The organism is Comamonas antarctica, from assembly GCF_013363755.1.
GTDB classification, from domain to species: Bacteria; Pseudomonadota; Gammaproteobacteria; order Burkholderiales; family Burkholderiaceae_C; genus Comamonas; species Comamonas antarctica.
The window spans coordinates 3,263,751-3,289,622 of record NZ_CP054840.1 but is presented as its reverse complement, the minus strand read 5'-3'; the positions used below and the strand labels follow the sequence as shown (position 1 = coordinate 3,289,622).

23 protein-coding genes are annotated in these 25,872 nt (G+C 67.9%); 16 read left to right on the top strand and 7 right to left on the bottom strand.

Annotated features, from left to right (window positions below):
- Nucleotides 1-24 precede the first annotated feature (24 nt).
- A complete protein-coding gene (recJ, locus tag HUK68_RS15225; protein WP_175504944.1) occupies nt 25-1,740 on the bottom strand; it encodes a single-stranded-DNA-specific exonuclease RecJ in 1,716 nt (571 codons plus the stop codon).
- Nucleotides 1,737-2,723 carry a phosphoglycerate mutase gene (locus HUK68_RS15220; protein ID WP_175504943.1) on the bottom strand — a complete coding sequence of 329 codons (987 nt, stop codon included), beginning with the start codon at nt 2,721-2,723 and terminating at the stop codon, nt 1,737-1,739. The genes recJ and HUK68_RS15220 overlap by 4 nt, the downstream gene beginning before the upstream one ends.
- Nucleotides 2,724-2,829: 106 nt before the next feature.
- Here HUK68_RS15220 and HUK68_RS15215 point away from each other — a divergent pair, with 106 nt between their 5' ends.
- From HUK68_RS15215 to HUK68_RS15155, 13 genes are all read left to right on the top strand, one after another.
- Entirely contained in the window at nt 2,830-4,083 is a 1,254-nt protein-coding gene (locus tag HUK68_RS15215; protein ID WP_175504942.1) for a lipoprotein-releasing ABC transporter permease subunit, read from the top strand.
- Nucleotides 4,076-4,759, top strand: coding sequence for a lipoprotein-releasing ABC transporter ATP-binding protein LolD (lolD, locus tag HUK68_RS15210; protein ID WP_175504941.1), 684 nt, complete (start codon nt 4,076-4,078; stop codon nt 4,757-4,759). Before HUK68_RS15215 ends, lolD begins: the two co-directional genes overlap by 8 nt.
- A 22-nt stretch (nt 4,760-4,781) precedes the next feature.
- Complete coding sequence (locus HUK68_RS15205; protein WP_175504940.1) at nt 4,782-5,624, top strand: TatD family hydrolase; 843 nt, start codon at nt 4,782-4,784, stop codon at nt 5,622-5,624.
- A 58-nt stretch (nt 5,625-5,682) separates the two neighbouring features.
- A complete protein-coding gene (locus HUK68_RS15200; protein ID WP_175504939.1) occupies nt 5,683-6,240 on the top strand; it encodes a DNA-deoxyinosine glycosylase in 558 nt (185 codons plus the stop codon).
- Nucleotides 6,237-7,004, top strand: a complete 768-nt coding sequence (locus tag HUK68_RS15195) for a spermine/spermidine synthase domain-containing protein (RefSeq protein WP_175504938.1) — start codon at nt 6,237-6,239, stop codon at nt 7,002-7,004. Before HUK68_RS15200 ends, HUK68_RS15195 begins: the two co-directional genes overlap by 4 nt.
- A 24-nt stretch (nt 7,005-7,028) precedes the next feature.
- Nucleotides 7,029-7,385, top strand: a complete 357-nt coding sequence (locus HUK68_RS15190) for a FlxA-like family protein (RefSeq protein WP_244146185.1) — start codon at nt 7,029-7,031, stop codon at nt 7,383-7,385.
- Nucleotides 7,321-9,156: a type IV pilus assembly ATPase TfpB gene (gene tfpB / locus HUK68_RS15185; RefSeq protein ID WP_175504937.1), complete on the top strand. Its 1,836-nt coding sequence runs from the start codon at nt 7,321-7,323 to the stop codon at nt 9,154-9,156. The genes HUK68_RS15190 and tfpB overlap by 65 nt, the downstream gene beginning before the upstream one ends.
- A gap of 209 nt (nt 9,157-9,365) precedes the next feature.
- On the top strand, nt 9,366-9,854 hold the full coding sequence (locus HUK68_RS15180; protein WP_175504936.1) for a tripartite tricarboxylate transporter TctB family protein: 489 nt from the start codon (nt 9,366-9,368) through the stop codon (nt 9,852-9,854).
- Between the two features lie 13 nt (nt 9,855-9,867).
- The gene (locus HUK68_RS15175; protein WP_175504935.1) at nt 9,868-11,379 is read left to right on the top strand and encodes a tripartite tricarboxylate transporter permease; all 1,512 of its coding nucleotides are present in this window, start codon (nt 9,868-9,870) and stop codon (nt 11,377-11,379) included.
- A 102-nt stretch (nt 11,380-11,481) separates the two neighbouring features.
- Nucleotides 11,482-12,786 (top strand): DUF3422 family protein, encoded by a 1,305-nt coding sequence (locus HUK68_RS15170; protein ID WP_175504934.1) that lies wholly within the window; start codon nt 11,482-11,484, stop codon nt 12,784-12,786.
- 82 nt (nt 12,787-12,868) lie between these two features.
- Nucleotides 12,869-13,666, top strand: a complete 798-nt coding sequence (locus tag HUK68_RS15165; protein WP_175504933.1) for an SDR family oxidoreductase — start codon at nt 12,869-12,871, stop codon at nt 13,664-13,666.
- 198 nt (nt 13,667-13,864) lie between these two features.
- Nucleotides 13,865-14,845 carry a quinone oxidoreductase family protein gene (locus HUK68_RS15160; RefSeq protein WP_175504932.1) on the top strand — a complete coding sequence of 327 codons (981 nt, stop codon included), beginning with the start codon at nt 13,865-13,867 and terminating at the stop codon, nt 14,843-14,845.
- Entirely contained in the window at nt 14,842-15,648 is an 807-nt protein-coding gene (locus tag HUK68_RS15155) for an NUDIX hydrolase (protein ID WP_175504931.1), read from the top strand. Before HUK68_RS15160 ends, HUK68_RS15155 begins: the two co-directional genes overlap by 4 nt.
- Nucleotides 15,649-15,670: 22 nt before the next feature.
- Here HUK68_RS15155 and HUK68_RS15150 read toward each other — a convergent pair whose 3' ends face one another.
- From HUK68_RS15150 to HUK68_RS15135, 4 genes are all read right to left on the bottom strand, one after another.
- A complete protein-coding gene (locus HUK68_RS15150) occupies nt 15,671-17,332 on the bottom strand; it encodes a Na/Pi cotransporter family protein (RefSeq protein WP_175504930.1) in 1,662 nt (553 codons plus the stop codon).
- 217 nt (nt 17,333-17,549) lie between these two features.
- Nucleotides 17,550-18,056: a signal peptidase II gene (gene lspA, locus HUK68_RS15145; RefSeq protein WP_175505860.1), complete on the bottom strand. Its 507-nt coding sequence runs from the start codon at nt 18,054-18,056 to the stop codon at nt 17,550-17,552.
- A complete protein-coding gene (gene ileS / locus HUK68_RS15140; protein WP_175504929.1) occupies nt 18,056-20,917 on the bottom strand; it encodes an isoleucine--tRNA ligase in 2,862 nt (953 codons plus the stop codon). Before ileS ends, lspA begins: the two co-directional genes overlap by 1 nt.
- Before the next feature lie 106 nt (nt 20,918-21,023).
- Entirely contained in the window at nt 21,024-22,073 is a 1,050-nt protein-coding gene (locus HUK68_RS15135; protein ID WP_175504928.1) for a bifunctional riboflavin kinase/FAD synthetase, read from the bottom strand.
- 165 nt (nt 22,074-22,238) lie between these two features.
- Between HUK68_RS15135 and HUK68_RS15130 the strand changes: the two genes are divergently transcribed.
- A complete protein-coding gene (locus HUK68_RS15130; RefSeq protein ID WP_175504927.1) occupies nt 22,239-22,820 on the top strand; it encodes an HNH endonuclease in 582 nt (193 codons plus the stop codon).
- On the opposite strand, the gene HUK68_RS15125 is transcribed toward HUK68_RS15130, so the two are convergent.
- Nucleotides 22,779-23,750, bottom strand: a complete 972-nt coding sequence (locus tag HUK68_RS15125) for a LysR substrate-binding domain-containing protein (RefSeq protein ID WP_175504926.1) — start codon at nt 23,748-23,750, stop codon at nt 22,779-22,781. The genes HUK68_RS15130 and HUK68_RS15125 overlap by 42 nt on opposite strands.
- 163 nt (nt 23,751-23,913) lie before the next feature.
- Here HUK68_RS15125 and HUK68_RS15120 point away from each other — a divergent pair, with 163 nt between their 5' ends.
- Both HUK68_RS15120 and HUK68_RS15115 read left to right on the top strand, forming a co-directional pair.
- Nucleotides 23,914-24,585, top strand: coding sequence for an orotate phosphoribosyltransferase (locus HUK68_RS15120; protein WP_175504925.1), 672 nt, complete (start codon nt 23,914-23,916; stop codon nt 24,583-24,585).
- The gene (locus HUK68_RS15115) at nt 24,582-25,838 is read left to right on the top strand and encodes a hydantoinase/carbamoylase family amidase (RefSeq protein WP_175504924.1); all 1,257 of its coding nucleotides are present in this window, start codon (nt 24,582-24,584) and stop codon (nt 25,836-25,838) included. Before HUK68_RS15120 ends, HUK68_RS15115 begins: the two co-directional genes overlap by 4 nt.
- The last annotated feature ends 34 nt before the right edge of the window (nt 25,839-25,872 follow it).

The following is a 25,872-nucleotide window of genomic DNA, read 5'->3' as shown; positions in this document are numbered from 1 at the left end:
CGGCGTCCGGCGGCCGGCGTCCGGTCAGCTGCCGGTCTGCGCGCCTTCGAGCAGGAACTGGACCTTGCGCTCGCCACGCCATTCATTGACGTCAAGGCGGAAGGCAATCAGCACGCGTTCGGGCAGCGGGTCGGTATGGCCGAACCAGATGCCGTCGATGGGCTGGCCCTGGTGGCGCAGCTTGAGCGACAGATGCTTTTCGCCGACCAGCCGCTGCGACAGCACATCGACCTCTTCGCTGAAGGTCGGCGCGGCAAAGCCCTGGCCCCAGACTTCCTGGTGCAGCTTGTCGACCAGGTCGGCATCGCAGTATTCAAGCGCCAGCGGACCGTCGGTCTCGATGCGCCGCGTGAGCGTCGCGGCATCGAGCCATTCCTTGGCGACCTGGGCCAGCGCCTGGTCGAACAGCTCGAAATGCTCCTCGGCAATGGTGCAGCCCGCGGCCATCGCATGGCCGCCGAAGCGCAGCAGCACGCCCGGATGGCGCTTGGCCACCAGGTCGAGTGCATCGCGCAGGTGGAAGCCCGGAATCGAGCGGCCCGAACCCTTGAGCTCATGCTCATGGCCGGGCGCGGCGCTGGCGGCAAACACGAAGCTCGGGCGGTGCAGCTTGTCCTTGATGCGCGACGCCACGATGCCGACCACGCCCTCATGGAAGTCCGGGTCGAACACGCTGACTGCCGGCGGCGGCTCCTCGTGCTCCTCGAACAGGCTCTCGACCATCAGCAGCGCCTGCTCGCGCATGCCGCCCTCGATCACGCGGCGCTCGCGGTTGATGGCGTCCAGCGTGCGCGCCAGCTCCTCGGCCCGGCCGCGGTCCTCGGTCAGCAGGCATTCGATGCCCAGCGTCATGTCGGCCAGCCGGCCCGCGGCATTGATGCGCGGGCCGAGCGCAAAGCCGAAGTCGAAGGTGGTTGCGGCGCGCCACTTGCGGCCCGCGGCGTCGAACAGCGCGGCCAGGCCGGGCTGCATCTGGCCCGCGCGGATGCGCTTGAGGCCCTGCGCCACCAGGCGGCGGTTGTTGGCATCGAGCTTGACCACGTCGGCCACCGTGCCCAGCGCCACCAGCGGCAGCAGCGGCTCGAGCCGGGGTTGGGTCTCGCGGTCGAACACGCCGCGCGCGCGCAGCTCGGCGCGCAGCGCCAGCAGCACATAGAACATCACGCCGACACCGGCCATGCATTTGCTCTCGAACGTGCATTCGGGCTGGTTCGGGTTGACCAATGCCTCGGCCACGGGCAGCGCGGGTCCGGGCAGGTGGTGGTCGGTGACCAGCACCTGCATGCCCAGCGCGCGCGCCTGCGCCACGCCGTCGACGCTGCTGATGCCGTTGTCGACGGTGATCAGCATGTCGGCGCCGCGTTCCTTGACGCGGCGCGCGATCGAGGCCGTGAGGCCGTAGCCGTCGACCACGCGGTCGGGCACGAGGTAGTCGACATGGCGCGCGCCGAGCAGGCGCAGGCCGCGCACGGCCACCGCGCAGGCGGTCGCGCCATCGCAGTCGTAGTCGGCGACGATGCACAGGCGCAGGTCGCGCGCAATGGCATCGGCCAGCAGCCGCGCCGCGGCATCGATGCCGCGCAGGCCCGCGGGCGGCAGCAGCCGGCCCAGGCCGTCGTTGAGCTCGTCGGCCGAATGCACGCCGCGCGCCGCATACAGCTGGGCCAGCAGTGGATGGATGCCCGATTGCTGCAGGGCCGCCAGCGTGGCGGCGGGAATCTCGCGAAGGGTGATTTTCATAACAGGGAAGGCAGGTCCGGCAGGCCGGCAGGCTTGAAGACTTGTTGGATTTTCTGGCGCCAGCCGGGCGCCTGCGGCTGCCAGGTCAGCGCGTTGCGTTCGCCGCACAGGGTCAGCTGCACCGCCGCGCCGCGCTGCTGCGCTTCGAGCAGTTCGCGCAGCAGGCCGGCATCGAGCTGCTGCCAGGCCGCGGCCCAGGCCGGCCAGTTTTCCTGCAAGGCGGCCGCGCGCAGCGCCGCGAGTTCGGGATGCACGCGCAGGGGCTGCACGTCTACGTGCGCCTCGAGCCGGCCCGCGCCGTGCAGCCAGAAGGCATTGACGGGCGCCAGGCCGCGCGCGGCGCGACGGTCGTTGAACGCGTGGGTGTAGAGCAGCATCTGCACTTCACTGTGCAGCCGGTTGAGCGTGCGCGCCGTGCGCGCGTCGGGCAACCAGCGGCGCACGTCGCGGCCCACCACCCGGTCCAGCGAGGCAGTGGCCAGGCCGTCAAGCGGCGCGCCGCTGGCCAGCCAGCGGTCGGGGCGTTCGAACTGCAGCGCGATGCCGTCCTCGGCAAACCAGGGCGCGAGAATCTCCAGCAGCGCGCGCGATTCGCTCTCCTCCAGCCCGAGGCCGGCCGGATCGGCCATGTGCACGGTGTCGGCGCCAATGCGCCAGTGGCAGGGCGAGAGCCAGGCCCAGGCCTGCTGCTGCGGCGCCGGGTCGGCGGCCTGCTGCTCCCAGGCGGCCCAGGGTACGCAGCCAGCCTGCAATGGCAGCTGCAGCCGGCGCGCCCACGCACGTTCGTGCGGCGGGCAGAAATCGGTTTCCTCGCCCGCGTCGCTGTGCACCAGCGCCGCGTGCTGCAGCAGCTGGCGCAGATGCGGCAGTTGCAGCGTGGGCCACAGCGCCGCGGCTTCGGGGCCGGCAGTGGCGAAGGCCACGGTCTGGGCAAGGTCGGCGGCAGGGGGGGCGGAGGCGGACGCGGAGGCAGTGGCAGGCATGGCGGCTATTGTCGGTCAGCGCGGGTTCCGGTGCCGGGCAAGGGTCAGCCGCGGTCTCCGGTGTTTTCCCGGGGATATGCGCTGGCAATGCCACAATGCAAGCACCATGCAAATACCCTATGAGCTGGCCCTGGGCTGGCGTTACACCCGCGCGGGGCGCGCGACACGCCGCAACGGCTTCATCTCCTTCATCTCCGGTGTATCCATGCTGGGCATCGCATTAGGCGTTGCCGCGCTGATCATCGTGCTCAGCGTCATGAACGGCTTCCAGAAGGAAGTGCGCGACCGCATGCTCAGCGTCGTGTCGCACATCGAGATCTTCGCCCCCCAGGGCGCGGCATTGCCGAGCCTGGAGCGCACGCTGGCCGAGGCCCGGCGCAACCCGAACGTGGTCGGCGCGGCGCCGTTCGTGTCCTCCCAGGCGCTGCTGGCGCGCGGCGAGGACATGAAGGGCACGCTGGTGCGCGGCATCGACCCGGCGCTCGAACCCGAGGTCACCGACCTGGCCGAAAACAATGCCAAGGCGCTGGCGCAACTGGTGCCCGGCGAGTTCCGCGTGGTGCTGGGCATCGAGCTCGCACGCTCGCTGGGCGTGCGCACGGGCGATGCGGTCACGCTGATCGTGCCCGGCGGCCAGGTCACGCCCGCGGGCGTGGTGCCGCGGCTCAAGCAGATGACCGTGGCCGGCACCTTCGACTCCGGCCATTACGAATACGACTCGGCGCTGGTGATGCTGCACCACGACGACGCGCAGCGGCTGTTCCGCCTGGAAGGCCCGACCGGCATCCGCCTCAAGCTCAAGGACCTGCACGAAGCGCCCCAGGTCGCGCGCCAGCTGGCCGACACGCTCAGCGACCACCTGCTGATCCGCGACTGGACGCAGCAGAACAAGACCTGGTTCTCGGCCGTGCAGCTGGAAAAACGCATGATGTTCATCATCCTGACGCTGATCGTCGCCGTGGCCGCGTTCAACCTGGTGTCGACCCTGGTCATGACCGTGACCGACAAGCGCGCCGACATCGCCATCCTGCGCACGCTGGGCGCGAGCCCGCGCAGCATCATGCTGATCTTCATGGTGCAGGGCGCGATGGTCGGCGTGATCGGCACGCTGGCCGGCCTGGCGCTGGGCCTGGGCATCGCGCTGAACATCGACGTGATCGTGCCGGCCATCGAGCACGCGTTCAACGCCAGCTTCCTGCCCAAGGACATCTACCTGATCAGCAAGATGCCCAGCGAGCCGCAGAGCTCCGACATCGCGCCGATCGCCGTCATTTCCCTGATCCTGTCGTTTGTCGCGACGATTTATCCCAGCTGGCGTGCAAGCCGCGTGAACCCGGCGGAGGCACTGCGTTATGAATGATTCCCAAGCTATCGTGCTGCAGGCGCGCGCGCTGAGCAAGCGCTTCGCCGAAGGCCGCCTCGACGTGCAGGTGCTGCGCAACGTCGACCTGTCGGTGGTGGCCGGCGAGACCCTGGCCATCGTCGGCGCCTCGGGTTCGGGCAAGAGCACCTTGCTGCATCTGCTCGGCGGGCTCGATGCGCCCAGCGAAGGCAGCGTCTGGCTCAAGGGCCAGGAGTTGCAGGACCTGTCGCCGCAGGCCCAGGGCCAGCTGCGCAACCAGCACCTGGGCTTCATCTACCAGTTCCACCATCTGCTGCCCGAGTTCAGCGCGCTGGACAACGTGGCCATGCCGCTGCGCATCCGCCGCCTGCCCGCGGCCGAATGCCGCGAGCGCGCGCGCCAGATGCTGGCGCTGGTCGGCCTCAAGGACCGCGTGCAGCACCGGCCGTCGGAGCTCTCGGGCGGCGAGCGCCAGCGCGTGGCGATTGCGCGCGCGCTGGTCACCGAGCCGGCCTGCGTGCTGGCCGACGAACCCACGGGCAACCTCGACCGCAACACCGCCGACGCGGTGTTCGCGCTGATGCTGGGCCTGGCGCGCGACAAGGGCACGGCTTTCGTGATGGTCACGCACGACGAGTCGCTGGCCGCCAAGTGCGACCGCGTGGTGCGCCTGGTGCAAGGCCAGCTGGCCTGACAGCTTTCACGGGGAGCTGGCAATGACGTTCTGGATAGACACCCACTGCCATCTCGATGCCGCTGAGTTCGACGCGGACCGGAGCGCGGTGCGCGCCGCGGGCCGTGCGGCCGGTGTCGCGCATTGCGTGATCCCGGCGGTGGAGCGCGGCAACTGGCAAGCCGTGCGCGATCTCGCGCATGCGGGCAGCGACAGCTACGCGCTGGGCATCCATCCGCTGTTCACGCCCCGGGCCAACGCTGAGGATCTGGAACTGCTCAAGCAGGAACTCGCGGCGCGGCGCGCTGATCCGCGGCTGGTTGCGGTGGGCGAGATCGGCCTGGATTTCTTCGTGCCCGGGCTCGATGCCGGGCACCAGCAGCAGATCTACCGCGCGCAGATCCAGCTGGCGCGCGCATTCGATCTGCCGGTGCTGCTGCACGTGCGCAAGTCCAGCGACCAGCTGCTCAGGCAGCTGCGCGAGACCCCGGTGCGCGGCGGCATCGCGCATGCGTTCAACGGCAGTGCGCAGCAGGCGCAGGCGTTCATCGACATGGGTTTCAAGCTGGGTTTCGGCGGCGCGCTGACCTTCGAGCGCGCGCACAAGCTGCGCGCGCTGGCGGCCGAGCTGCCGCTGTCCGCACTGGTGCTGGAAACCGATGCACCCGACATTCCGCCGCAATGGGTCTACACCACGGCGCAGCAGCGCGCCGAGGGCGTGGCGCAGGGCCGCAACAGCCCGGCCGAGCTGCCGCGCATCGCGCAGGTCGTGGCCGAGTTGCGCGCCATCCCGGCCGCCGAACTGGCCGAAGCCAGCACCGCCAATGCCTGCGCCGCGCTGCCCGGCCTGTCGGCATTGATCCACACGAATACCAGCCAGCGCTGACAGCGCAATGCGCCGTGGCGAAGCGCGCGGGCGGCGTTTCAGGACAGAATGCGGGCAGATGAGCCTTTTCTTGCAATCCACTCCCCTGGCGCCGCCGGCGCGCCTGCAGGGCCTGGCCCCCGTGGTCGCCGCGAATACGCGGGTGCTGGTGCTGGGCAGCTTCCCGGGCGCGGCGTCGCTGGCTGCGCAGCAGTATTACGCGCATCCGCAGAACCAGTTCTGGCGTGTGCTGCAGACGCTCTGGCCGCAGCACCCGCAGCCCGGGCGCGAGGACTATGCGGGGCGCTGTGCCTGGCTGCTGGCGCGCGGGCTCGGGTTATGGGACGTCTATGACAGCTGCGAGCGCGAGGGCAGCCTCGACGCCGCCATCCGCCGTCCCGAGGTCAACGACTTCGCGGCGCTGCGCATGCGGTGCCCGCAGCTGCGCGTGCTGGCGCACAACGGCGCCGAAAGCTTTCGCCATGCCGATGCGGCGCTGGCGGCGCTGGGCCTGGCCGGCAGCGCACGGGCAGTGAAGCTGCCTTCGACCAGTCCCGCCAATGCGGGCTGGAGTTTTGAACGTAAGCGGCAGGCCTGGCATGACGCCCTGGCCGCCGCGGGATTGGTGAACGCGTGAACAGCAAGAAAAACGACAGCATCGAGCTGCCCGAAGTCAGTGTCTCGGAGTATGGCGACGTGCGCCATCTGCATCTGGGCACGCCCTGGATCCAGGGCTCGATGCGCGTCAAGGAGCCTTTCGAGATCGAGCTCGAATACGTGCAGCGCATGATGGCTTGGCTGCTGTTCGTCGACCCGGCCACCGTGAGCAAGCGCTATGCGGTGCAACTGGGCCTGGGCGCGGGCGCGATCACCAAGTTCTGCCACAAGAAGCTGCGCATGCAGACCACGGCCATCGAGCTCAACCCGCAGGTGATCGCGGTCTGCCGCAGCTGGTTCAAGCTGCCGCCCAACGGCGCGCGCTTGCAGGTGGTGCTTGCCGACGCGGCCGAGGAGATCCGCCGCGAGGGCTGGGAAAACCAGGTCGATGCGCTGGCCGTCGATCTCTACGACCACGAAGCCGCGGCGCCGGTGCTCGACAGCGCAGAGTTCTATGCCGACTGCCGCGCGCTGCTGACCGATGATGGCTGCATGACGGTGAACCTGTTCGGCCGGTCATCGAGCTACGAGAAGAGCCTGGCGAAGATGGCCGAGGCGTTTGGCGAGGATGCGCTGTGGGCCTTCAAGCCCACGCGCGAAGGCAATACCGTGGTGCTCGCGCAGCGCACGCCCGCGCGGCCCGCGCGCGCCGTGCTGGACGAACGCGCGCAGGCCATCCAGGCGCGCTGGGACCTGCCGGCCACCAAGTGGCTGCGCGGCTTCAAGCCGATCGTCAAACGCTGAACCGAAGCGCTGACAGGAGGCACAATGGCAGGCATGCAAGTCAGCTCCACTTCTTCTTCGTCCCCGGCGGCCGGCCCTTCGCGCGCCACGGCCAGCCAGATTGCCCAGCTGCAAAAGCAGCTGCAATCCTTGACCAAGGACCTCAAGGAGGTCGCGAACTCCGACGGCGACGCCAAGACCAAGCAGCAGAAACAGGAACTGCTGCAGGCACAGATCATGGCCGTCCAGGCGCAGATCGAAGCCCTGCAGCGCGCCCAGCAGCAGGCGCAGCTGGAAAAGACGCAGGCGCGCCAGTCCGAGGCCCATCCCGAAGACGATGCCGCGCCGCGCCGCACTCCGGCGCTGGGCACGCTGGGCGCGCAAGTTGATACCTACGCCTGATTCCTCTCCCGCCGAACGGTCCGGGTCCGGGCCGCTGCAGTGGCGCAGCATCGTGCGCTGGCTGCAGGCCGATGGCGTGATCACCTCCGAGGAAGCCGAACGCACCATCGTGCGCTGCTCGCAGGCCGAAAGCAGCCTGCACCCGCTGGTGCGGCTGGCGCATGTGGCCATGGCCCGCGCCGACGGCAGCCAGCCGCTCGATGTCGAGGCGCTGACGCAGTACGTGGCCCAGCGCTGCGGCCTGCCGTATCTGCGCATCGATCCCCTGCGCGTCGATGCGGGGCGCATTGCCGAGACCATGAGCGCGAGCTATGCCGAGCGCCACCGCGTGCTGCCGGTGCAGGTCACGCCCGAGGAAGTGATCGTGGCGACTTCCGAGCCGCTGGTCGACGACTGGGTCGCCGAAGTCGAGCGCCAGGCGCGGCGCCGGGTGCGCCGCGTCATGTCCAATCCGCTGGACATCAAGCGCCTCACGGCCGAATTCTTTGCCCTGGCCAAATCGGTGCGCGCGGCGCAAAAGAGCGGCGGGGCGGCCAGCACCGCCAGCTTCGAGCAACTGGTGGAGCTGGGCAACGCCAACAAGCAGCTCGATGCCAATGACCAGGGCGTGGTGCGCGTGGTCGACTGGCTTTGGCAATACGCCTTCGACCAGCGCGCCAGCGACATCCACCTCGAGCCGCGGCGCGAGCAGGGCGTGATCCGCTTTCGCATCGACGGCGTGCTGCACCCGGTCTACCACCTGCCCATGGGCGTGCTCAATGCGATGGTGGCGCGCGTCAAGCTGCTGGGCCGCATGGACGTGGTCGAACGCCGCCGCCCCCAGGATGGCCGCATCAAGACGCGCAACCCGCGCGGCGCCGAGGTCGAAATGCGCCTGTCGACGCTGCCCACGGCCTTTGGCGAAAAGATGGTGATGCGCATCTTCGATCCTGAGAATGCGGTCAAGGACCTTGCCGGCCTGGGCTTCGCGCCGCATGACGCGCAGCGCTGGGAATCGCTGGTGCGCCAGCCGCACGGCATCGTCCTGGTGACGGGCCCGACCGGATCGGGCAAGACCACCACCCTCTACGCCACGCTCAAGCGCCTGGCCACCGAGGAGGTCAACGTCAGCACCGTCGAGGACCCGATCGAGATGATCGAGCCGGCCTTCAACCAGACCCAGGTCCAGCCGCAACTCGATTTCGGCTTCACCGAAGGCCTGCGCGCGCTGATGCGCCAGGACCCGGACATCCTCATGGTCGGCGAGATCCGCGACCTCGCCACGGCCGAAATGGCGGTGCAGGCCGCGCTCACCGGCCACCTGGTGTTCTCGACGCTGCATACCAACGACGCCCCGAGCGCCGTGAGCCGGCTGATGGAGCTGGGCGTGCCGTCCTATCTGATCAACGCCACGCTGCTGGGCGTGCTGGCGCAGCGCCTGGTGCGCACGCTGTGCCCGCAGTGCAAGCAGCCCGATGAAACGGCCACGCGCGAGCAACTCGCCGAGGCCGTCAGGCCCTGGAAGCTCAATGGCGGCTACCACCCCTACCAGCCCGTGGGCTGCACCGACTGCCGCATGACGGGCTTCAAGGGCCGCACCGGCCTCTACGAGCTGCTCACGGTGAGCGAGCCGCTCAAGGAGCTGATCCATGCCGCGCCGTCCATTGACGGCCTGCGCCGCCAGGCCGTGGCCGACGGCATGCGCCCGCTGCGGCTCGCGGGCGCGCTGCGCGTGGCCGAAGGCTTCACCACGCTGGCCGAAGTCATCGGCAGCACACCCCAGCTGGGCTGAAATCGCCCCCTGGTACAAACCCTGGGGTGATGCTCCAGCCGACCTCGCCAAAACCCCGCAAATCCAGCCTGCATGCGGGTTGCAGCCCGATTCGGTACCGCCGCAAGCATGCTTTGCGGAATCGGGTTTGTAGGTGGAATCCACATTCGGACACAACTTCCGCGGCCCCACAATCGCCCCATCGTGATTTCCGTCTAGGAGACATTTTTGTGAAAATCAAGAGTCAAAAAGACTTTTTTGCCGGGTTGATGTTCCTGGTCATCGGTCTCGCCTTTGCGATCGGTGCCACGGAATACAACGTCGGTACGGGTGCGCGCATGGGTCCCGGGTACTTCCCGCTGATCCTGGGCGTGTTGATGGCCATTCTGGGTACGGCCATTGCCGCCAAGGGCCTGATCGTCGAAACCGCCGATGGCGACAAGATCGGCAAGTGGGCCTGGAAGCAGGTCTTCTTCATCCTGGCCGCCAACTTCGCGTTCGGCATCCTGCTGGTCGGCGTTCCCGCCTTCGGCATTCCCCAGTTCGGCCTGATCGTCGCCATCTACGCGCTGGTCTTCATCGCCAGCATGGGCGGCTACTCCTTCAACGCGAAGGAAGTGCTGGTCCTGGCAACGGTTCTGGCAGTGGGCAGCTATGTGGCTTTCGTCTGGGCACTGAATCTGCAGTTCCCCGTGTGGCCTAGCTTCATCACGGGTTAAGGGAGCATCGTTCGTGGAACTTCTTGACAATCTGGCACTCGGCTTCGGCGTTGCCTTTACCTTCCAAAACCTGATTTACTGCTTCATCGGCTGTCTGTTGGGTACCCTCATCGGCATTCTGCCGGGTATCGGCCCCGTGGCGACCATCGCCATGCTGCTGCCCGCGACCTACGCCCTGCCTCCCGTGGCGGCGCTGATCATGCTGGCCGGTATTTACTACGGCGCGCAGTACGGTGGTTCGACCACCGCGATTCTGGTGAACCTGCCGGGCGAATCCTCGTCGGTGGTGACCGTGATCGACGGCTACCAGATGGCGCGCAAGGGCCGTGCGGGTCCTGCGCTGGCGGCTGCCGGCATCGGTTCGTTCTTCGCTGGCTGCGTCGGCACCATCATCCTGGCTGCCTTCGCGCCTCCGCTGACCGAAGTCGCGTTCAAGTTCGGCCCTGCCGAGTACTTCTCGCTGATGACCCTGGGCCTGATCGGCGCCGTGGTGCTGGCTTCGGGCTCGCTGCTCAAGGCCATCGCGATGATCGTGCTGGGCCTGCTGTTCGGCATGATCGGTACCGACGTGAACTCCGGCGTGGCCCGCTACAGCTTCGACATTCCTGAACTGACCGACGGCATCGACTTCGTCGTGATCGCCATGGGTGTGTTCGGCTACGGCGAAATCATCGCCAACCTGTCCAAGCCCGAAGACGAGCGCGAAGTGTTCACCGCCAAGGTGACCGGCCTGATGCCTACCGCAGAAGACTTCAAGCGCATGTTCCCCGCGATGCTGCGTGGTACGGCTCTGGGTTCGGCCCTGGGTATCCTGCCCGGTGGCGGCGCCATGCTGTCGGCCTTTGCTGCCTACACGATCGAGAAGAAGACCAAGCTGCGTCCCGGCGAAGTTCCTTTCGGTCAAGGCAACATCCGTGGTGTGTGCTCGCCTGAGTCGGCCAACAACGCCGGTTCGCAGACTTCGTTCATCCCCCTGCTGACGCTGGGTATCCCCCCGAACGCCGTGATGGCGCTGATGGTGGGCGCGATGACGATCCACAACATCCAGCCTGGTCCCCAGGTCATGACCAGCAACCCCGAACTGTTCTGGGGCCTGATCGCCTCGATGTGGCTCGGCAACCTGATGCTGATCATCTTGAACCTGCCGCTGATCGGCGTCTGGATCAAGCTGCTGACGGTGCCTTACCGCTGGCTGTTCCCCGCCATCGTGCTGTTCTGCGCGATCGGTGTGTACGGCACCAAGAACAGCGAGTTCGACGTGTGGATGGTGGGTATCTTCGGTTTCGTCGGCTACGTGTTCCACAAGCTGGGCACCGAACCCGCACCGCTGCTGCTGGGCTTCATCCTGGGCCCGATGATGGAAGAAAACCTGCGCCGTGCGCTGCTGCTGTCGCGTGGCGACTGGAGCGTGTTCGTGACGCGTCCGATCTCGGCAAGCTTCCTGGTCCTGGCCGTGCTGCTGCTGATCATCGTGCTGCTGCCCGCAGTGAAGAACCGCCGCGAGGAAGCCTTCGTCGAAGACTGACGAAGCGCTGCCCCTGGCAAATGAAAACGGCACCTTCGGGTGCCGTTTTTTTTCGCCCGCCCGCAGCCGGGCCACAATAGCGGCTGGTACAACAAGGTTCCGATGCTTGCTCCCACTGCCCCGGCGCAGCACCCCCAGCGGGCGCTGCTGCACAATGAAATCCACGCGCGTCCGGCCGAAGTCATGGCCGCGCCGCTGGCCATCGCGCAGATCGTGATGTGGGCCGATGCCGCCCAGCGCGACGCCAGCCGCAGCCATGTGGCGCGCCTGCTGCGCGACCACCACCAGCCACCGCCGGACGGCAGCACGACGCATCTGCGCTGTGATTTCGGCGCCTTCCGGCTGCGCTGGGAGCTGCATACCGAATTCGTTTCGTGGACCTTCACGGTGGCGCTGGACCCGGCCACGCCGCTCGATGCGCCGGCCGCGCGCACCGCGCTGGCCCAGGTGCCGCAGGAATGGCTGGCCGCGCTGCCGGGCCAATGCCTCAGCAGCCTGCATCTGTGGGTCTTGCATGCCGATGCGTCCGCGCGCCAGCGCCTGGTGCGCCATATGCTCAACGAGGACAACGTGGTGGCCTCGGCGGTGGCCGATGCCAATGCCCAGCTCTACACCGACTTCTGCATCCACGCCGACGGCTGCTCGCGCATGCTGGTGTTTGCCGAGCCGCAGCTGTCGCCGCAGCGCCTCGGCCGGCTGGTGCAGCGGCTGCTGGAGATCGAGACCTACCGCATGGCGGCGCTGCTGGGCCTGCCCGCCGCGCGCCGCGCGGCCGAAGTGCTGGCCAGCGCCGAGCGCGACCTGGCCGAGCTGGCCCAGGCCATCCGCCTCGCCGACCGCGACAGCGAGCCGCTGCTGCTGGACCGCCTGACGCGCCTGGCAGGCCAGGTCGAGAGCGAATATGCGGCCACGCATTCGCGCTTCTCGGCCAGCATGGCGTATTTCGAGCTGGTCGACCGGCGCATCCACGACATCAGCGAATCGCGCCTGCCGGGCATGCAGACCGTCGCGCAGTTCATGGACCGGCGGCTCTCGCCTGCGCGCAGCACCTGCGAATGGGCCACGCGCCGGCAGAACGCGCTGTCCGAGCGCGTGTCGCGCGTGAGCCAGTTGCTGCGCACGCGCGTCGACATCGAGCAGCAGCAAAGCAGCCAGGCGCTGTTGGGCACCATGAACCACCGCCAGGGCATGCAGCTGCAGTTGCAGTCCACCGTGGAAGGGCTGTCGGTGGCGGCCATCACCTATTACATCGTCGGGCTGATCAGCTACCTGGCCAAGGGCGCGCAAAAGCTCGGCTGGCCCTGGTCGCCCGAGTCGTCGGCCGCCGTGGCCATCCCGGTCGTGGCCTTTGGCGTCTGGTGGTCGCTGCGGCGGCTGCACGACAAGCTGTTCCACGGCCGCCACTGAGCGCGGCAAGCGCGGTCGCGGCTATATTCACTCTCAGGCACAGCCCGGCTGTGCAGTTCTTCAACGGCAACGGAGGTTTTCCATGGATTTGGGTATTGCAGGCAAGTGGGCGCTGGTGTGCGGCGCGAGCAAGGGGCTGGGCTTTGGCTGCGCGCAGGCGCTGGCCGGTGAAGGCGTGAACCTGGTGATCAACGCGCGCAACCCCGAGGCGCTGGCCGATGCCGCCAAGCGCCTCGCCGCGCTGCCGGGGGCGGGCAAGGTCATCGCGGCCGCCGCCGACATCACCACGCCCGAAGGCCGCGCCGCGGTGTTTGCCGCTGCCGGCGGCCCGGGCGTCGACTTCGATATCGTCGTGACCAACGCCGGCGGCCCGCCGCCCGGCGACTTCCGCGACTGGGACCGCGATGCCTGGATCAAGGCCGTGGACGCCAACATGCTCACGCCCATCGAGCTGATCAAGGCCACGGTGGACGGCATGGCCGCGCGTGGCTTCGGCCGCATCGTGAACATCACCTCGAGCGCGGTGAAGGCCCCGATCGACATCCTGGGCCTGTCGAACGGCGCGCGCAGCGGTCTGACCGGCTTCGTTGCCGGCGCGGCGCGCAGCGGCATTGCCGGCAAGGGCGTGACCATCAACAACCTGCTGCCAGGCAAGTTCGCCACCGACCGCCTGCAGGGCACGATGCAGGCCGCGGCCAACAAGACCGGCAAGAGCATCGACGAGGTCGCCGAAGCCAGCATGAAGCAGATTCCCGCGCGCCGCTTCGGCAATGCGCAGGAGTTCGGTGCGATCTGCGCCTTCTTGTGCAGCCAGCATGCAGGCTACATGACGGGCCAGAACATCCTTCCCGACGGCGGCCTGTACCCGGGCAGCTTCTAATCCTGCGGCGCAGTTCGCCTGGAGAACTGCCGCCCGGGAAGAAGTCCGTTTGTCCTGAGCCTGTCGAAGGATGGACGGGCGTTTGCCCCGGTCAGGCGCGTTATCAAAGGTTCCATGGGTCGGCCAGGATCAGTCCCTGTCGACATATCGATTCATCGGCCGGCAGTTCACAGCCGGTTTTTCCTGAAGGAGACGGCAATGAACATGGCAGTGCAGATCAAGCAACCCGGCGGCCCCGAGCAGATGGAGCTGGTCGAGGTGGCGGTGGGCGAGCCCGGTCCGGGCGAGGTGCGTATCCGCCACAAGGCGGTCGGGCTCAACTACATCGATGTCTACCAGCGCAGCGGCCTCTATCCGCTGGCCATGCCGCTCACGCTGGGCATGGAAGGCGCGGGCGTGATCGAGGCCGTGGGCGCAGGGGTCGAGCACCTGCGCGTGGGCGACCGCGCGGCCTATACCAGCAACCCGCCGGGCTCGTACTGCGAGGCGCGCGTCATGCCGGCCGACCGCGTGTGCCGCCTGCCCGACGACATCGGCTTCGAGACCGGCGCGGCCATGATGCTCAAGGGCCTCACGGCGCAGTACCTGCTCAAGCGCGTCAAGCCGGTCGAAGGATTGGAGCCCGGGGATTTCGTGCTGTTCCATGCGGCCGCGGGCGGCGTGGGCCTGATTGCGTGCCAGTGGGCCAAGGCGCTGGGCCTGCAACTGATCGCCACGGCGGGAAGCGACGAGAAATGCCGGCTGGCGCTCGGCAACGGCGCCGCGCATGCCATCAACTACCGCAGCGAGAACTTTGCCGAGCGCGTCAAGGAAATCACTGGCGGCGCGGGCGTGAAGGTGGTCTATGACTCGGTGGGCAAGGACACCTGGGAAGGCTCGCTGCAATGCCTGCGCACCTTTGGCCTGATGGTCTGCTTCGGCAATGCCTCGGGTCCGGTGCCGGCGTTCGCGCCCTCGCTGCTGGCGGCGCGCTCCATCTATGTCACGCGCCAGACGGTCTACAACCACATCGCGACGCGTGAATCCTGCCAGGCCATGGCCGACGACCTGTTTGCCGTGGTGCAAAGCGGTGCCGTGAAGATCCATATCGACCAGCGCTATCCGCTGCGCGAGGTGCAGCAGGCCCACCGCGATCTCGAAGCACGCAAGACCACGGGCTCGACCATCCTGACGCTATGAGCCCGCTGCCAGCCTGGGTGGCGCGCGAGCGCGCCAGCGCCAGCCAGCCGCCGCTGCTTGCGCGCGAGACGCTGCATGTCGCCGGCCAGCCGGTGGGCTCGGTGCAGCGCGGGCTGCTCGAGGATCTGGGGCTCGGTAACCTGCGCGCGATGGGCATCGACATCGTGCAGCGCGGCACCGGCGCCTGGCTGCAGGCCGATGCGGGCAATGCCGCCACACTGGCCTTGAACCGCCTGGCCCAAGTGCTGCGCGCCGACGGACGCTGCGGCCCGTGGCGCGACGAGCAGATCGCGCTGCGCGCCAGCACGGGGGCGTGCATTGCCACGGTGGAGCGCGGCGCGGTGCGCGTGCTGGGCATTGCCACCGAAGCCGTGCATCTGGTGGGCGTGGCGCCCGACGGCCGGCTGTGGCTGCAGCAGCGCGCGGCCAACAAGTCGATGTACCCGGGCCGCTGGGACACGCTGATGGGCGGCATGGTGTCGGCCGGGGACGATCTGGACACCGCGCTGGCGCGGGAGACCTGGGAGGAAGCCGGGCTGCGCCTGGAGCGCCTGCAGGACCTGCGCTACGGCGGCGTGTTCGAGCTGAACCAGCCCAGCGACGAGGGCGACGGCTGCGGCTACATCCGCGAGCGCATCCACTGGTATGCGGCCACCGTGCCCGAAGGCGTGGTGCCCGACAACCAGGACGGCGAAGTGCAGGGCTTCGCGCTGCTGCCGGCCGCAGAGGTGCAAGCCATGGCTGCGCAGGAGCAGTTCACGCCCGAGGCGGCACTGGTCTGGGCCGCGTACTGGGGCTGGTAGCCGGGCGCAGGCGCCGGGTGCCTCAATCCCTTTGTGGCAACGGCGTCTCGCGCAGCCGGCTCGGCGCCAGCGCGCCCGCGGTTTCCAGGATCGGATAGGCCACCGAGCACAGCAGCGAGTTGATGCGCTTGAGTTCGCTGATCAGGTCGATGTGCAGCGAGCTGGTTTCAATGCTGGGCACGGTCTTGTCCGAAAGCCGCGCCAGGTGCGAGGCCGAGTAGGCCAGTTCCAGGTCGCGAAAGCGCGCCTTTTCCTCGAGCAGCTTCTGCGCGTCGCGCACATTGCCGGTCAGGAACACGCTCATGGCCAGGCGCAGGTTGTCGAGCAGGCGTGCGTGCAGGTCGTTGATCTCCTGCATGCCCGCAGCCGAGAACTGCCGGCCCTTCTTGATCTTCTTGGTCTCGATGTCCTGCAGCACGCGCTCGATCAGGTCGCCGATCTGCTCCATGTTGATCGTGAAGCTGATGACTTCGGTCCAGCGCTGGCCTTCCTTCTCGTCGAGCTCGGCGCGCGAGATCTTGGTCATGTAGTACTTGATCGCCGAGTACAGCTCGTCGACGGTGTCGTCGAGCTGGCGCAACTCGGCCGACAGCTTCAGGTCGTCATTGACCAGCACCTTGTGCATGCCGATGAGCATCGCTTCGACCACATCGGCCTGGTGCAGCGCCTCGCGCGCGGCGCAGGAGATGGCCAGCGAGGGCGTGGCCAGCGCCGAGGCGTCGAGATGGCGCGGGCGCAGCGGATTGCCCGCGCCGGGCGCCGGCTTGGGCAGCAGCACGCAGACCCAGCGCGCCACCATATTGGTCATGCCGAGGAAGAACAGCGTGTTGAAGATGTTGAATGCCAGGTGGAACAGCACCACGTTGCTGGCGCCGTCGCCGATCAGCGGCCGCACATGGCGCATCCACAGCCCGATGCAGGGCAGGGCCAGCGCCACGCCCATGACCTTGAACAGCATGTTGCCCACCGTGACCTGGCGCACCTCGACGCTGGACTTGGCCGTGGTCAGCACCGCCACCAGGCCGCTGCCCAGGTTGGCGCCCAGCGCCAGGCCCAGCGCGACTTCGAGCGGCACCGCGCCCGAGCTGGCCATGGCCGCGATCAGCAGCACGATGGCCAGGCTGGAATAGGCCATCACGGCCAGCACCGCGCCCATCAGCAGCTCGAGGAAGATGTCGCTGGTCATCGAGCCCAGCAGCGTGCGGATGACGGCGGATTCGACCAGCGGCTCGGTGGCTTCGACCACCAGGCGCAGCGCCAGCAGCATCACGCCCAGGCCGATCAGGACCCGGCCGATGCGCCCGGGCGTGCTGTCCTGGCGCGTGATGAACAGCACCACGCCAACGAAGATCAACAGCGGGGAAAGCCAGGACAGGTCGGTGGCGAACAGCACCGACATCATGGCCGTGCCGACATCGGCGCCGCGCATCACGGCCAGCGCCGAGGGCAGGGTGATCAGGCCCTGGCCGACGAACGACGAAGTCATGAGCGAGGTCGCGGTGCTCGACTGCACCAGCGCCGTGACGCCGATGCCCGAAAGCACCGCGGACACGCGGTTGCCCATGCTGCGGGCAAGCAGGTTTCGCAGGTTCGCACCGAAGACGCGCAAGACCCCGGTCCGAACCATGTGGGTGCCCCACACGAGCAGTGCGACAGCGGCCAGTAGGTTGAGTAAGTGTTTCATGGGAGAACCGAACACTATAGCGCGCTGTGGTTCTCTATGCCACAAATGTGGTTGAAATGGCGCGTTTTGGCGCGTTTATGCGCGTTTGACCTACGTGGATGCGACGACCGTGCCCAAAAAGCGGTAAAGCTTGGGTGCCTGCTGGGCCGGCCAGGCGCAGGGCGGCCTGCCAAAAGGAAGAGGGCGGTTCCATCACCATGGAACCGCCCCAGTCGACTCACGAGTTGCTTTTCTTCCTCATGCGCCGCAGTTCATCCAGGATCAGCAGCACCGCGCCGATGGTGATCCCCATGTCCGCCACATTGAAGGCAGGAAAGTGCGAAGCGCCCCAGTAGAAATCGAGGAAGTCGACGACATAGCCATGCTGCATGCGGTCGACCACGTTGCCAATGGCGCCGCCCAGGATGCTCGACAGCGCCAGGCTCAGCAGGCGCTGGCCGCGGTGGGCGTGCAACTGCCAGACGATGACCACCGTGGCAATCACGCCGATGCCGGTGAACAGCCAGCGCTGCCAGCCGCCCGCATCGGCCAGGAAGGAGAAGGCCGCACCGGTGTTGTGCGCACGCACGATGTTGAAGAAGCCGGTGATCGGCGTGTAGTCGCCGAGCTGGTAGTGCGTAAGGATCCACTGCTTGGTCACCTGGTCGACACCGATCAGCACCAGCGCCCAGACCAGCCACGGCCAGATGGCCGGGCGGCTGACGGCGGAGACGGTCGGCGCCATCATGCGAATTCCCGGTCTTCACCGGTTCCATGCAGGTTGCTGTCGCAGCGGCCGCACAGCGTCGGGTAGGCCGGGTTGCTGCCCACGTCCTCGCGGTAGTGCCAGCAGCGTTCGCACTTGTCGTGCGCGCTGGGCGCCACGCTGGCCTGCAGGGTCGCGCCCGACTCGGCGGCCACGGCCTGCGCGGCCGAGGTGATGAACACGAACTTCAGGTCGTCGCCCAGGCTCTGCAGCAGCGCCAGGTCTTCATGCTCGGCAGCCAGCGTGACTTCGGCCTGCAGCGACGAGCCGACCTGGCCCGTGCCGCGCACGGCTTCGATGTCCTTGTTGACCAGATCGCGGATCTCGCGGATGCGCGCCCACTTGGCCAGCAGCGCGGCATCGCCTGCGGGCAGGTCGACGAACTTCTCCACGAAGATGGTCTCGCTGTCGCCGAAGATCTTCCAGGCTTCCTCGGCCGTGAACGACAGGAACGGCGCCATCCAGCGCAGCATCGCGTGCGTGATCTGCCACAGCGCGGTCTGCGCCGAGCGGCGGGCGAGGCTCTTGGGCGCGCTGGTGTAGAGGCGGTCCTTGAGCACGTCGAGGTAGAAGCCGCCCAGGTCTTCCGAGCAGTACAGCTGCAGCTTGGCGACCACGGGGTGGAACTCGTAGACCTGGTAGTGGCCCAGGATCTCGGTCTGCAGCTGGTGCGCGCGCGCCAGCGCATAGCGGTCGATCTCGAGCATCTGCTCGAAGGGCACGCTGTCGGCAGCCGGATCGAAGTCGCTGACGTTGGCCAGCAGGAAGCGCAGCGTGTTGCGGATGCGGCGGTAGGCATCGACCACGCGCGCCAGGATCTTGTCGTCGATGGCCAGGTCGCCCGAATAATCGGTCGAGGCCACCCACAGGCGGATGATTTCCGCGCCCAGCTTGCTCGACACGTCCTGCGGGGCCACGGTGTTGCCCAGCGACTTGCTCATCTTCTTGCCCTGGCCGTCGACGGTGAAGCCGTGCGTCAGCAGGCCGCGGTAGGGCGCTCGGCCGAAGATCGCCGAGGCCAGCAGCAGCGAGGAGTGGAACCAGCCGCGGTGCTGGTCATGGCCCTCGAGATACAGGTCGGCTTCGGGGCCGCTGTCGTGGTGCATGTCGGGGTGGGTGCCGCGCATCACGTGCCAGAAGGTCGAGCCCGAGTCGAACCAGACCTCGAGGATGTCGGTGCTCTTGGTGTAGAGCTTGGCTTCGTCGGCGCCCAGGATCTCCTCGGCGCTCACGCGGCTCCAGGCCTCGATGCCGCCTTGCTCGATCATGGCCGCGGCCTGGTCGATGATCTCCATGGTGCGCGGATGCAGTTCGCCCGAATCCACATGCAGGAAGAAGGGCAGCGGCACGCCCCAGCTGCGCTGGCGCGAGATGCACCAGTCGGGCCGGCCGGCGATCATCGCGCGCAGGCGTTCCTTGCCGTTCTCGGGGTAGAACGCGGTCTGCTCGATGGCCGCCAGCGCGGTCTCGCGCAGCGTGCCCGGCGCCTTGTCCTTGGTGAACACGCCTTCGCCCTCGTCCATGCGCACGAACCACTGCGCGGCCGCGCGGTAGATCACCGGCGTCTTGTGGCGCCAGCAGTGCGGGTAGCTGTGGGTGATGGTCTGGGTGTCGAGCAGGCGGCCGGCGTCGCGCAGCGTGTCGATGATGACCGGCGCGGCCTTCCAGATATGCTGGCCCGCGAACAGCGGCAGCTCGGGGGCGTACACGCCGTTGCCCTGCACCGGGTTCAGGATGCTGTCGTACTCCATGCCGTTGGCCACGCAGGAGTTGAAGTCATCGACGCCATAGGCCGGCGCCGAGTGCACGATACCCGTGCCGTCGTCGGCGGTCGCGTAGTCGGCGAGGTAGACCGGCGACAGGCGGTCGAAACCGGCATCGGCTTCGGCCAGCGGGTGGCGGAAGTTCAGGTGGTCGAGCTTCTCGCCGAGCGCGGTGGCGACCACCGTGCCTTCGAGCTGCCAGCGCGCCAGGCACTTCTCGACCAGCGCGCTGGCGACGATCAGCAGCCCGCGCTCGGTGTCGACCAGGCTGTACTCGAGCGTGGGGTTGACGTTGAGCGCCTGGTTCGCGGGGATGGTCCAGGCGGTCGTGGTCCAGATGACGATGGCCGCCGGCTTGTTCAATGCGGGCAGGCCAAACGCCGCGGCCAGCTTTTCGGGCTCGGCCGTGGGGAACATCACGTCCAGCGTCTGGCTCTTCTTGTCCGCGTATTCGATCTCGAACTCGGCCAGCGAGGAGCCGCAGTCGAAGCACCAGTACACGGGCTTGAGGCCGCGGTAGACGTAGCCGCGCTCCATGACGCGCTTGAGGGCGCGCAGCTCGCCGGCCTCGTTGGCGAAGTTCATGGTCTTGTACGGGTGGTCCCAGTCGCCAAGCACTCCGAGGCGCTTGAAGTCGGCCATCTGCTGGGCGATCTGCTCGGTGGCGAAGGCGCGGCTCTTGGCCTGCATCTCGTCGCGCGGCAGGTTGCGGCCGTACAGCTTCTCGATGGCGTTCTCGATCGGCAGGCCGTGGCAGTCCCAGCCCGGCACGTAGAGCGCGTCGAAGCCTTCGAGCTGGCGGCTCTTGACGATCATGTCCTTGAGCACCTTGTTCACCGCGTGGCCGATATGGATCTTGCCGTTGGCATACGGCGGGCCGTCATGCAGGATGAACTTGGGCGCGCCGCAGCGCGCGTCGCGCAGCTTCTTGTAGATGCCCTTGTCTTCCCACTCCTGGGCCCAGCCGGCTTCCCGCTTGGGCAGGTCGCCGCGCATCGGGAACGGGGTGTCGGGCATGTTCAGGGTGCTGCGGTAGCTGTTCGCAGCGGCGGGGGTGTTTTTGGCTTGATCGGACATGGAAACCTTAAGCGAAGCGTTGCCCGGGATCTGGCCCGGGCATGGAAAGCGGGGCGGGAGCGCAGCGCGGGCGTCATGCCCGGGCCGGCTGAGCGCAGGACGCGCGTCAAATTCGATCGCGGGTCGTCTGGCGGCGGGTTTCGGTGTACGTGGGCGCAGGCAGCGCGGCAAACAGCGCGCGCGCGTCATCGCAGTCCCGGGCAATCCCTTCGGTGAGGGCCTGCAGACTGTCGTACTTCAGCTCGTCATGGAGTTTGTGCAGAAGTTCCACGCGGATGATTTTACCGTATGCCCCTTCCGCCCCCAGATGGTCGGGCCAATCCAGGCAATGCGTCTCGAGCAGCACGCGCCCGCCATTGACGTCGTTCGGGTCCAGCGAGGGCCGCACGCCCAGGTTGGCCACGCCCTGCAGCGGCTGCTCGGACAGGCCATGCACATGCACCGCGAAGATCCCGCCGGCCGCCGGCTTCCAGTGCGCGAAGCGCAGGTTCAGCGTGCGGAAGCCGTCATTGGCGCCGGGCATGGATTCGGCGAGTTGGCGCCCCAGTTTGCGGCCATGCAGCACATGGCCGGAGATGGTGTAGGGGTGTCCCAGCAGGCGCTCGGCTTCGTCCATGCGTCCCGCGGCCAGCGCCTCGCGCACCGCCGAACTGGACACACGCAGCCCGTGTACCTCATAGCTGTTCATGCGCGCGACATCGAAGCCGCTGCGCTGGCCTGCGGCATCGAGCATCGCGTAGTCGCCCGCGCGGCGCGCGCCAAAGCGGAAATCATCGCCGACCAGCACATAGCGCGCGCCCAGGCCTTCGCGCAGCACTTCGTCGATGAAGGCCTGCGGCGACTGGCTGGCCAGGCGCTGGTTGAACGGCAGGACCACGACCTGGTCGACGCCGCAGCGCTCGAGCGCCGTGAGCTTGTCGCGCAGCGTGCAGATGCGCGCCGGCGCCAGCTCGGGCTGCTTGAGGGCCGCGGCGAAATAGTCGCGCGGGTGCGGCTCGAAGGTCAGCACGCAGGTGGCCACGCCGCGCTGGCGTGCCTCGCCGGCGAGCAGCGACAGCATTGCCTGGTGGCCGCGGTGCACACCATCGAAGTTGCCAATCGTCAGCGCGCAGGCCGGTTCACGCCCCGAATGCTGGAAGCCACGGAAGATCTTCATCAATATGCTTTGTTTCGCTGGCGCTGCGCGCGCGTCCATGCAGCGCGGCCTGCCGTTTTTTGCGGGAAAGCGAGTATATTGCCAGAGACAGGTCGGCCCATAGCCGCGGGAGGTTGCGGTCGGGCCGGTGTTCCTTGGCGATGTCGGTTGCAAAGGAGGCGTGCCGTGAAGGTGCTGAAATTGTCCGCGCAGGGGCTGCCGCAGTCCTGGCTCACGCTCGAGCAGGCGGTGCTTTACTACGCCGCCGATGCCGTGCGCTGGGAGTCGGGCGGCGCGATTGCGTGCTTTCGCGGCGGCCACAATGCGCGCACCGGCCTGCAGTCGGTGATCGAGGTCAACAGCATCATCGGCACGCGCGGCATGCCGGCCATCAATCCGCATACGCTCAAGCCCGGCCTCACCAACAGCAAGCTGTTCGCGCGCGACCGCGGTGTCTGCGCTTACTGCGGCCAGCAGTTCTCCGAACACGATCTCACGCGCGAGCACATCCTGCCGCAGTCCGCGCGCGGCCAGGACCACTGGATGAACGTGGTCACGGCCTGCCGCCCCTGCAACCACCGCAAGGGCGCGCGCACGCCCGAGCAGGCACGCATGCCGCTGCTCTACACACCCTATGTGCCCAGCCTCTGGGAAGACTTCATCCTGCGCAACCGCCGCATCCTGGCCGACCAGATGGAGTTTCTCACCGCCCATCTGCCCCGAAGCTCAAGAATGCGGCGGGGGCATGAATTCGAGGCCGTTGCCTAGCGTGGGCAGTTGCGCTTCCTGCACCAGCGTTCCCGCAAAGTGGCGCGCGGGCGCGGGCAGGTCGGCAAAGCGCACGGCATAGAGATTGAGCGTGCGCTCGGCCCAGGCATCGGTCAGCGGCACCGCATGCAGCTCGCGCGTCTCGCCCAGCCGCTGGTAGGCGCCCTCGGGCATCACGCCCACGCCCAGCCCGCATTCGATCATCCGGCACATCGCGCTCAGGCTGTCGACCTCGATGCGCTGGCGCAGCATGCGCCGGCCGACGCGCGCCTCGCGGTCGAGCATTTCCTGCACGGTGGAGCTGTCGCGCAGCCCGACCTGTGCATAGTCCAGCGCTTCCTCATAAGCCAGTTCGCGGTGGCGTGCCAAGGGATGCTGCTGCGGCATGATCAGCACCATGCGCTCGCGCCGGTAGGGCAGCGACTCCAGCCCCTCGGCTTCATCGCTGGGACTGCAGACCCCGAGGTCGGCCAGATGGTCGCGCACGGCGCGCGCCACATTGCGGCTGGTGGCCTGGCGCAGGTCGATGCGGATGTCGGGATGCTGGCGCGCGAACACCGCGATGTGTTCGGGCAGGAACTGCTCCACGGCCGAGGCATTGGCGGTCAGCCGCACCAGTCCGCGCACGCCGCGTGCATATTCGCTCAGGTCGTCGCGCAGATGCTCGACCCCGAGCAGGATGGTGCGCGCATGCTCCAGCAGCAGATTGCCGGCCGGCGTCGGGCGCACGCCGCGCGCATGGCGCAGCAGCAGCAGCGTGCGCGCCAGCGATTCCAGTTCGGCAATGCGCTTGCTCACGGCCGAGGCCACCATGCCGCCCTGCTCGGCGGCGCGCGCGATGCTGCCGTGTTCGCAGATCAGCACGAACAGGTCGAGCGAGGACAGGTCGATCTGGCGCAGAAAGCTGCGTGAAGCGGTGAAATCGGACATTGGAACCCCGGGCCGCAGCGCGGCGGCACTGTACGAGAAATGCATGTGGTAATGCGCATGCTGCATGAGCCATCACCGTTTGGAACGGCTCGCGGAATTTTAGCCACTTCTTTCGTTTGAGCGGGATTCTTAACATCGCGCTTTTGCATCCCTGGACAAGTTCATGCTGCTTTCCGATTCCGACGCGCCGCGCGTTGCCCAGGCCCTGGTGGCGCTGGGCGCCGTGCGCATTGCCGCGCACCAGCCCTTCATCTATACCTCGGGCTGGGCCAGCCCGGTCTATGTGGACGCCCAGCTCCTGATGTCGGATGTGGTGCTGCGCAACGAGATCATGGACATGGCGGCGCGCCGCGTGCAGCCCCTGGTGGCCGCGCGCGGCATCAATGCCATTGTCGGCACCGAAAGTTCAGGCATTGCGTTTGCGGCCTGGCTGGCCGAACGCCTCGACCTGCCCATGCTGTACCTGCGCAAGCGTCCCGTGGGCTGGGACATCACGGCCCAGCTCGAAGGCCGGCTGCCCGCCGATGCCAAGGTGCTGCTGGTCGATGACGTGACCACCGACGGCCGCTCCAAGGCCGGTACCGTCGCGGCGCTGCGCCGCGCGGGCCCGCTGGTCGAGGACGTGCTGGTGCTGCTGGACTACGCGCTTTACGCCCAGCAGGCCAGCACGCTGGCCAACCATGGCCTGGCGCTGCATGCGCTGGCCACCTGGCGCCACCTGCACGAGGCGCTGCTGGCCAGCGGCACGCTGAGCGCGGCGCAGCAGGCGACGCTGGCCGATTTCTCGGCCTCGCCCGTGGCCTGGTCCATCCGCAACGGAGGGACCGGCGCATGATGGCCTGCGAAACCGCAACCGACACCCGCGCGCTGGCGCTCTCCTTGCTGGCCGAGATCCGCGAGGCCACGCGCGACGGCCTGGGCGTGACGCGCGAGAGCTACGGCAAGGGCGAAAACACCGCGCTGCGCATTCTCACCGAGCGCGCGCAGGCGCTTGACCTGCGCTGCGAGAGCGACCGCGCCGGCAATCTCTGGCTGAGCCTGCCCGAGGACGAGCGCGCCGCGCCCTGCCTGGTGATCGGCTCGCATGCCGACTCCGTGCCGCAGGGCGGCAACTTCGACGGCCTGGCCGGCATCGTCGCCGGCATGCTGATCCTGCTGGGCCTGCGCGGCCGTCATGAGCAGTCGCAGCCGGTGCGCGTGCTGGCGCTGCGCGGGGAGGAAAGCGCCTGGTATGGCAAGGCCTACCTGGGCTCGCTGTCGCTGCTGGGCAAGCTGCCCGCGGCCACGCTGGCGCGGCCGCGCCGCGATGGCGTGGACAGCCTGGGCGAGGCCATGGCCCGCTGCGGCGCCGATGTCGGTGCCATCGAGCGCGGCGAGGCGCTGATCGACACCGCCGACATTGCCGCCTATCTGGAGCTGCATATCGAGCAGGGCCCGATCATGGTCAACCGCGGCTGGCCCGTGGCGCTGGTCACGGGCATCCGCGGCAACGTGCGCCACAATCTGGTGCGCTGCATCGGCGAAACCGGCCACTCGGGCGCGGTGCCGCGCTGGCTGCGCAAGGACGCGCTGCTGGCTGTCGCCGAACTGCTGTCGCGCATGGACGAGCACTGGCGCGTGCTGCTGCAGATGGGCATGGACATGGTGATGACCACCGGTATCTGCTCGACCTCCACCCAGTCGCATGCCGTTTCGGTGATACCGGGCGAGGTGGCCTTCAGCTTCGAGGTGCGCAGCCAGGACACGCAGACGCTCGAGCGCTTCTACACGCTGATGCGCGAGGAATGCGCGGCCATTGAACGCGCGCGCGGCGTGCGCTTCGAGTTCGACGACCGGCTGTTCACCGAGCCGGCCACCATGGATGCGGGCTGGCTGGACCGCCTCGAAGCCGCGGGCGAAGGCCCGAAGCTCGAGCGCATTGCCAGCGGCGCGGGCCACGATGCGGCGGTGTTTGCCAATGCCGGCGTGCCTTCGGCCATGGTGTTCATCCGCAACGAGAACGGCTCGCACAATCCGCACGAAGCCATGGATATCGATGATTTCGTCGCGGGTGTCGAGTTGATGCAACGCGCGATGCTCGCCGGCTGAAATGCTCTGTGAAGAATGTGTGACGAAAAACCAC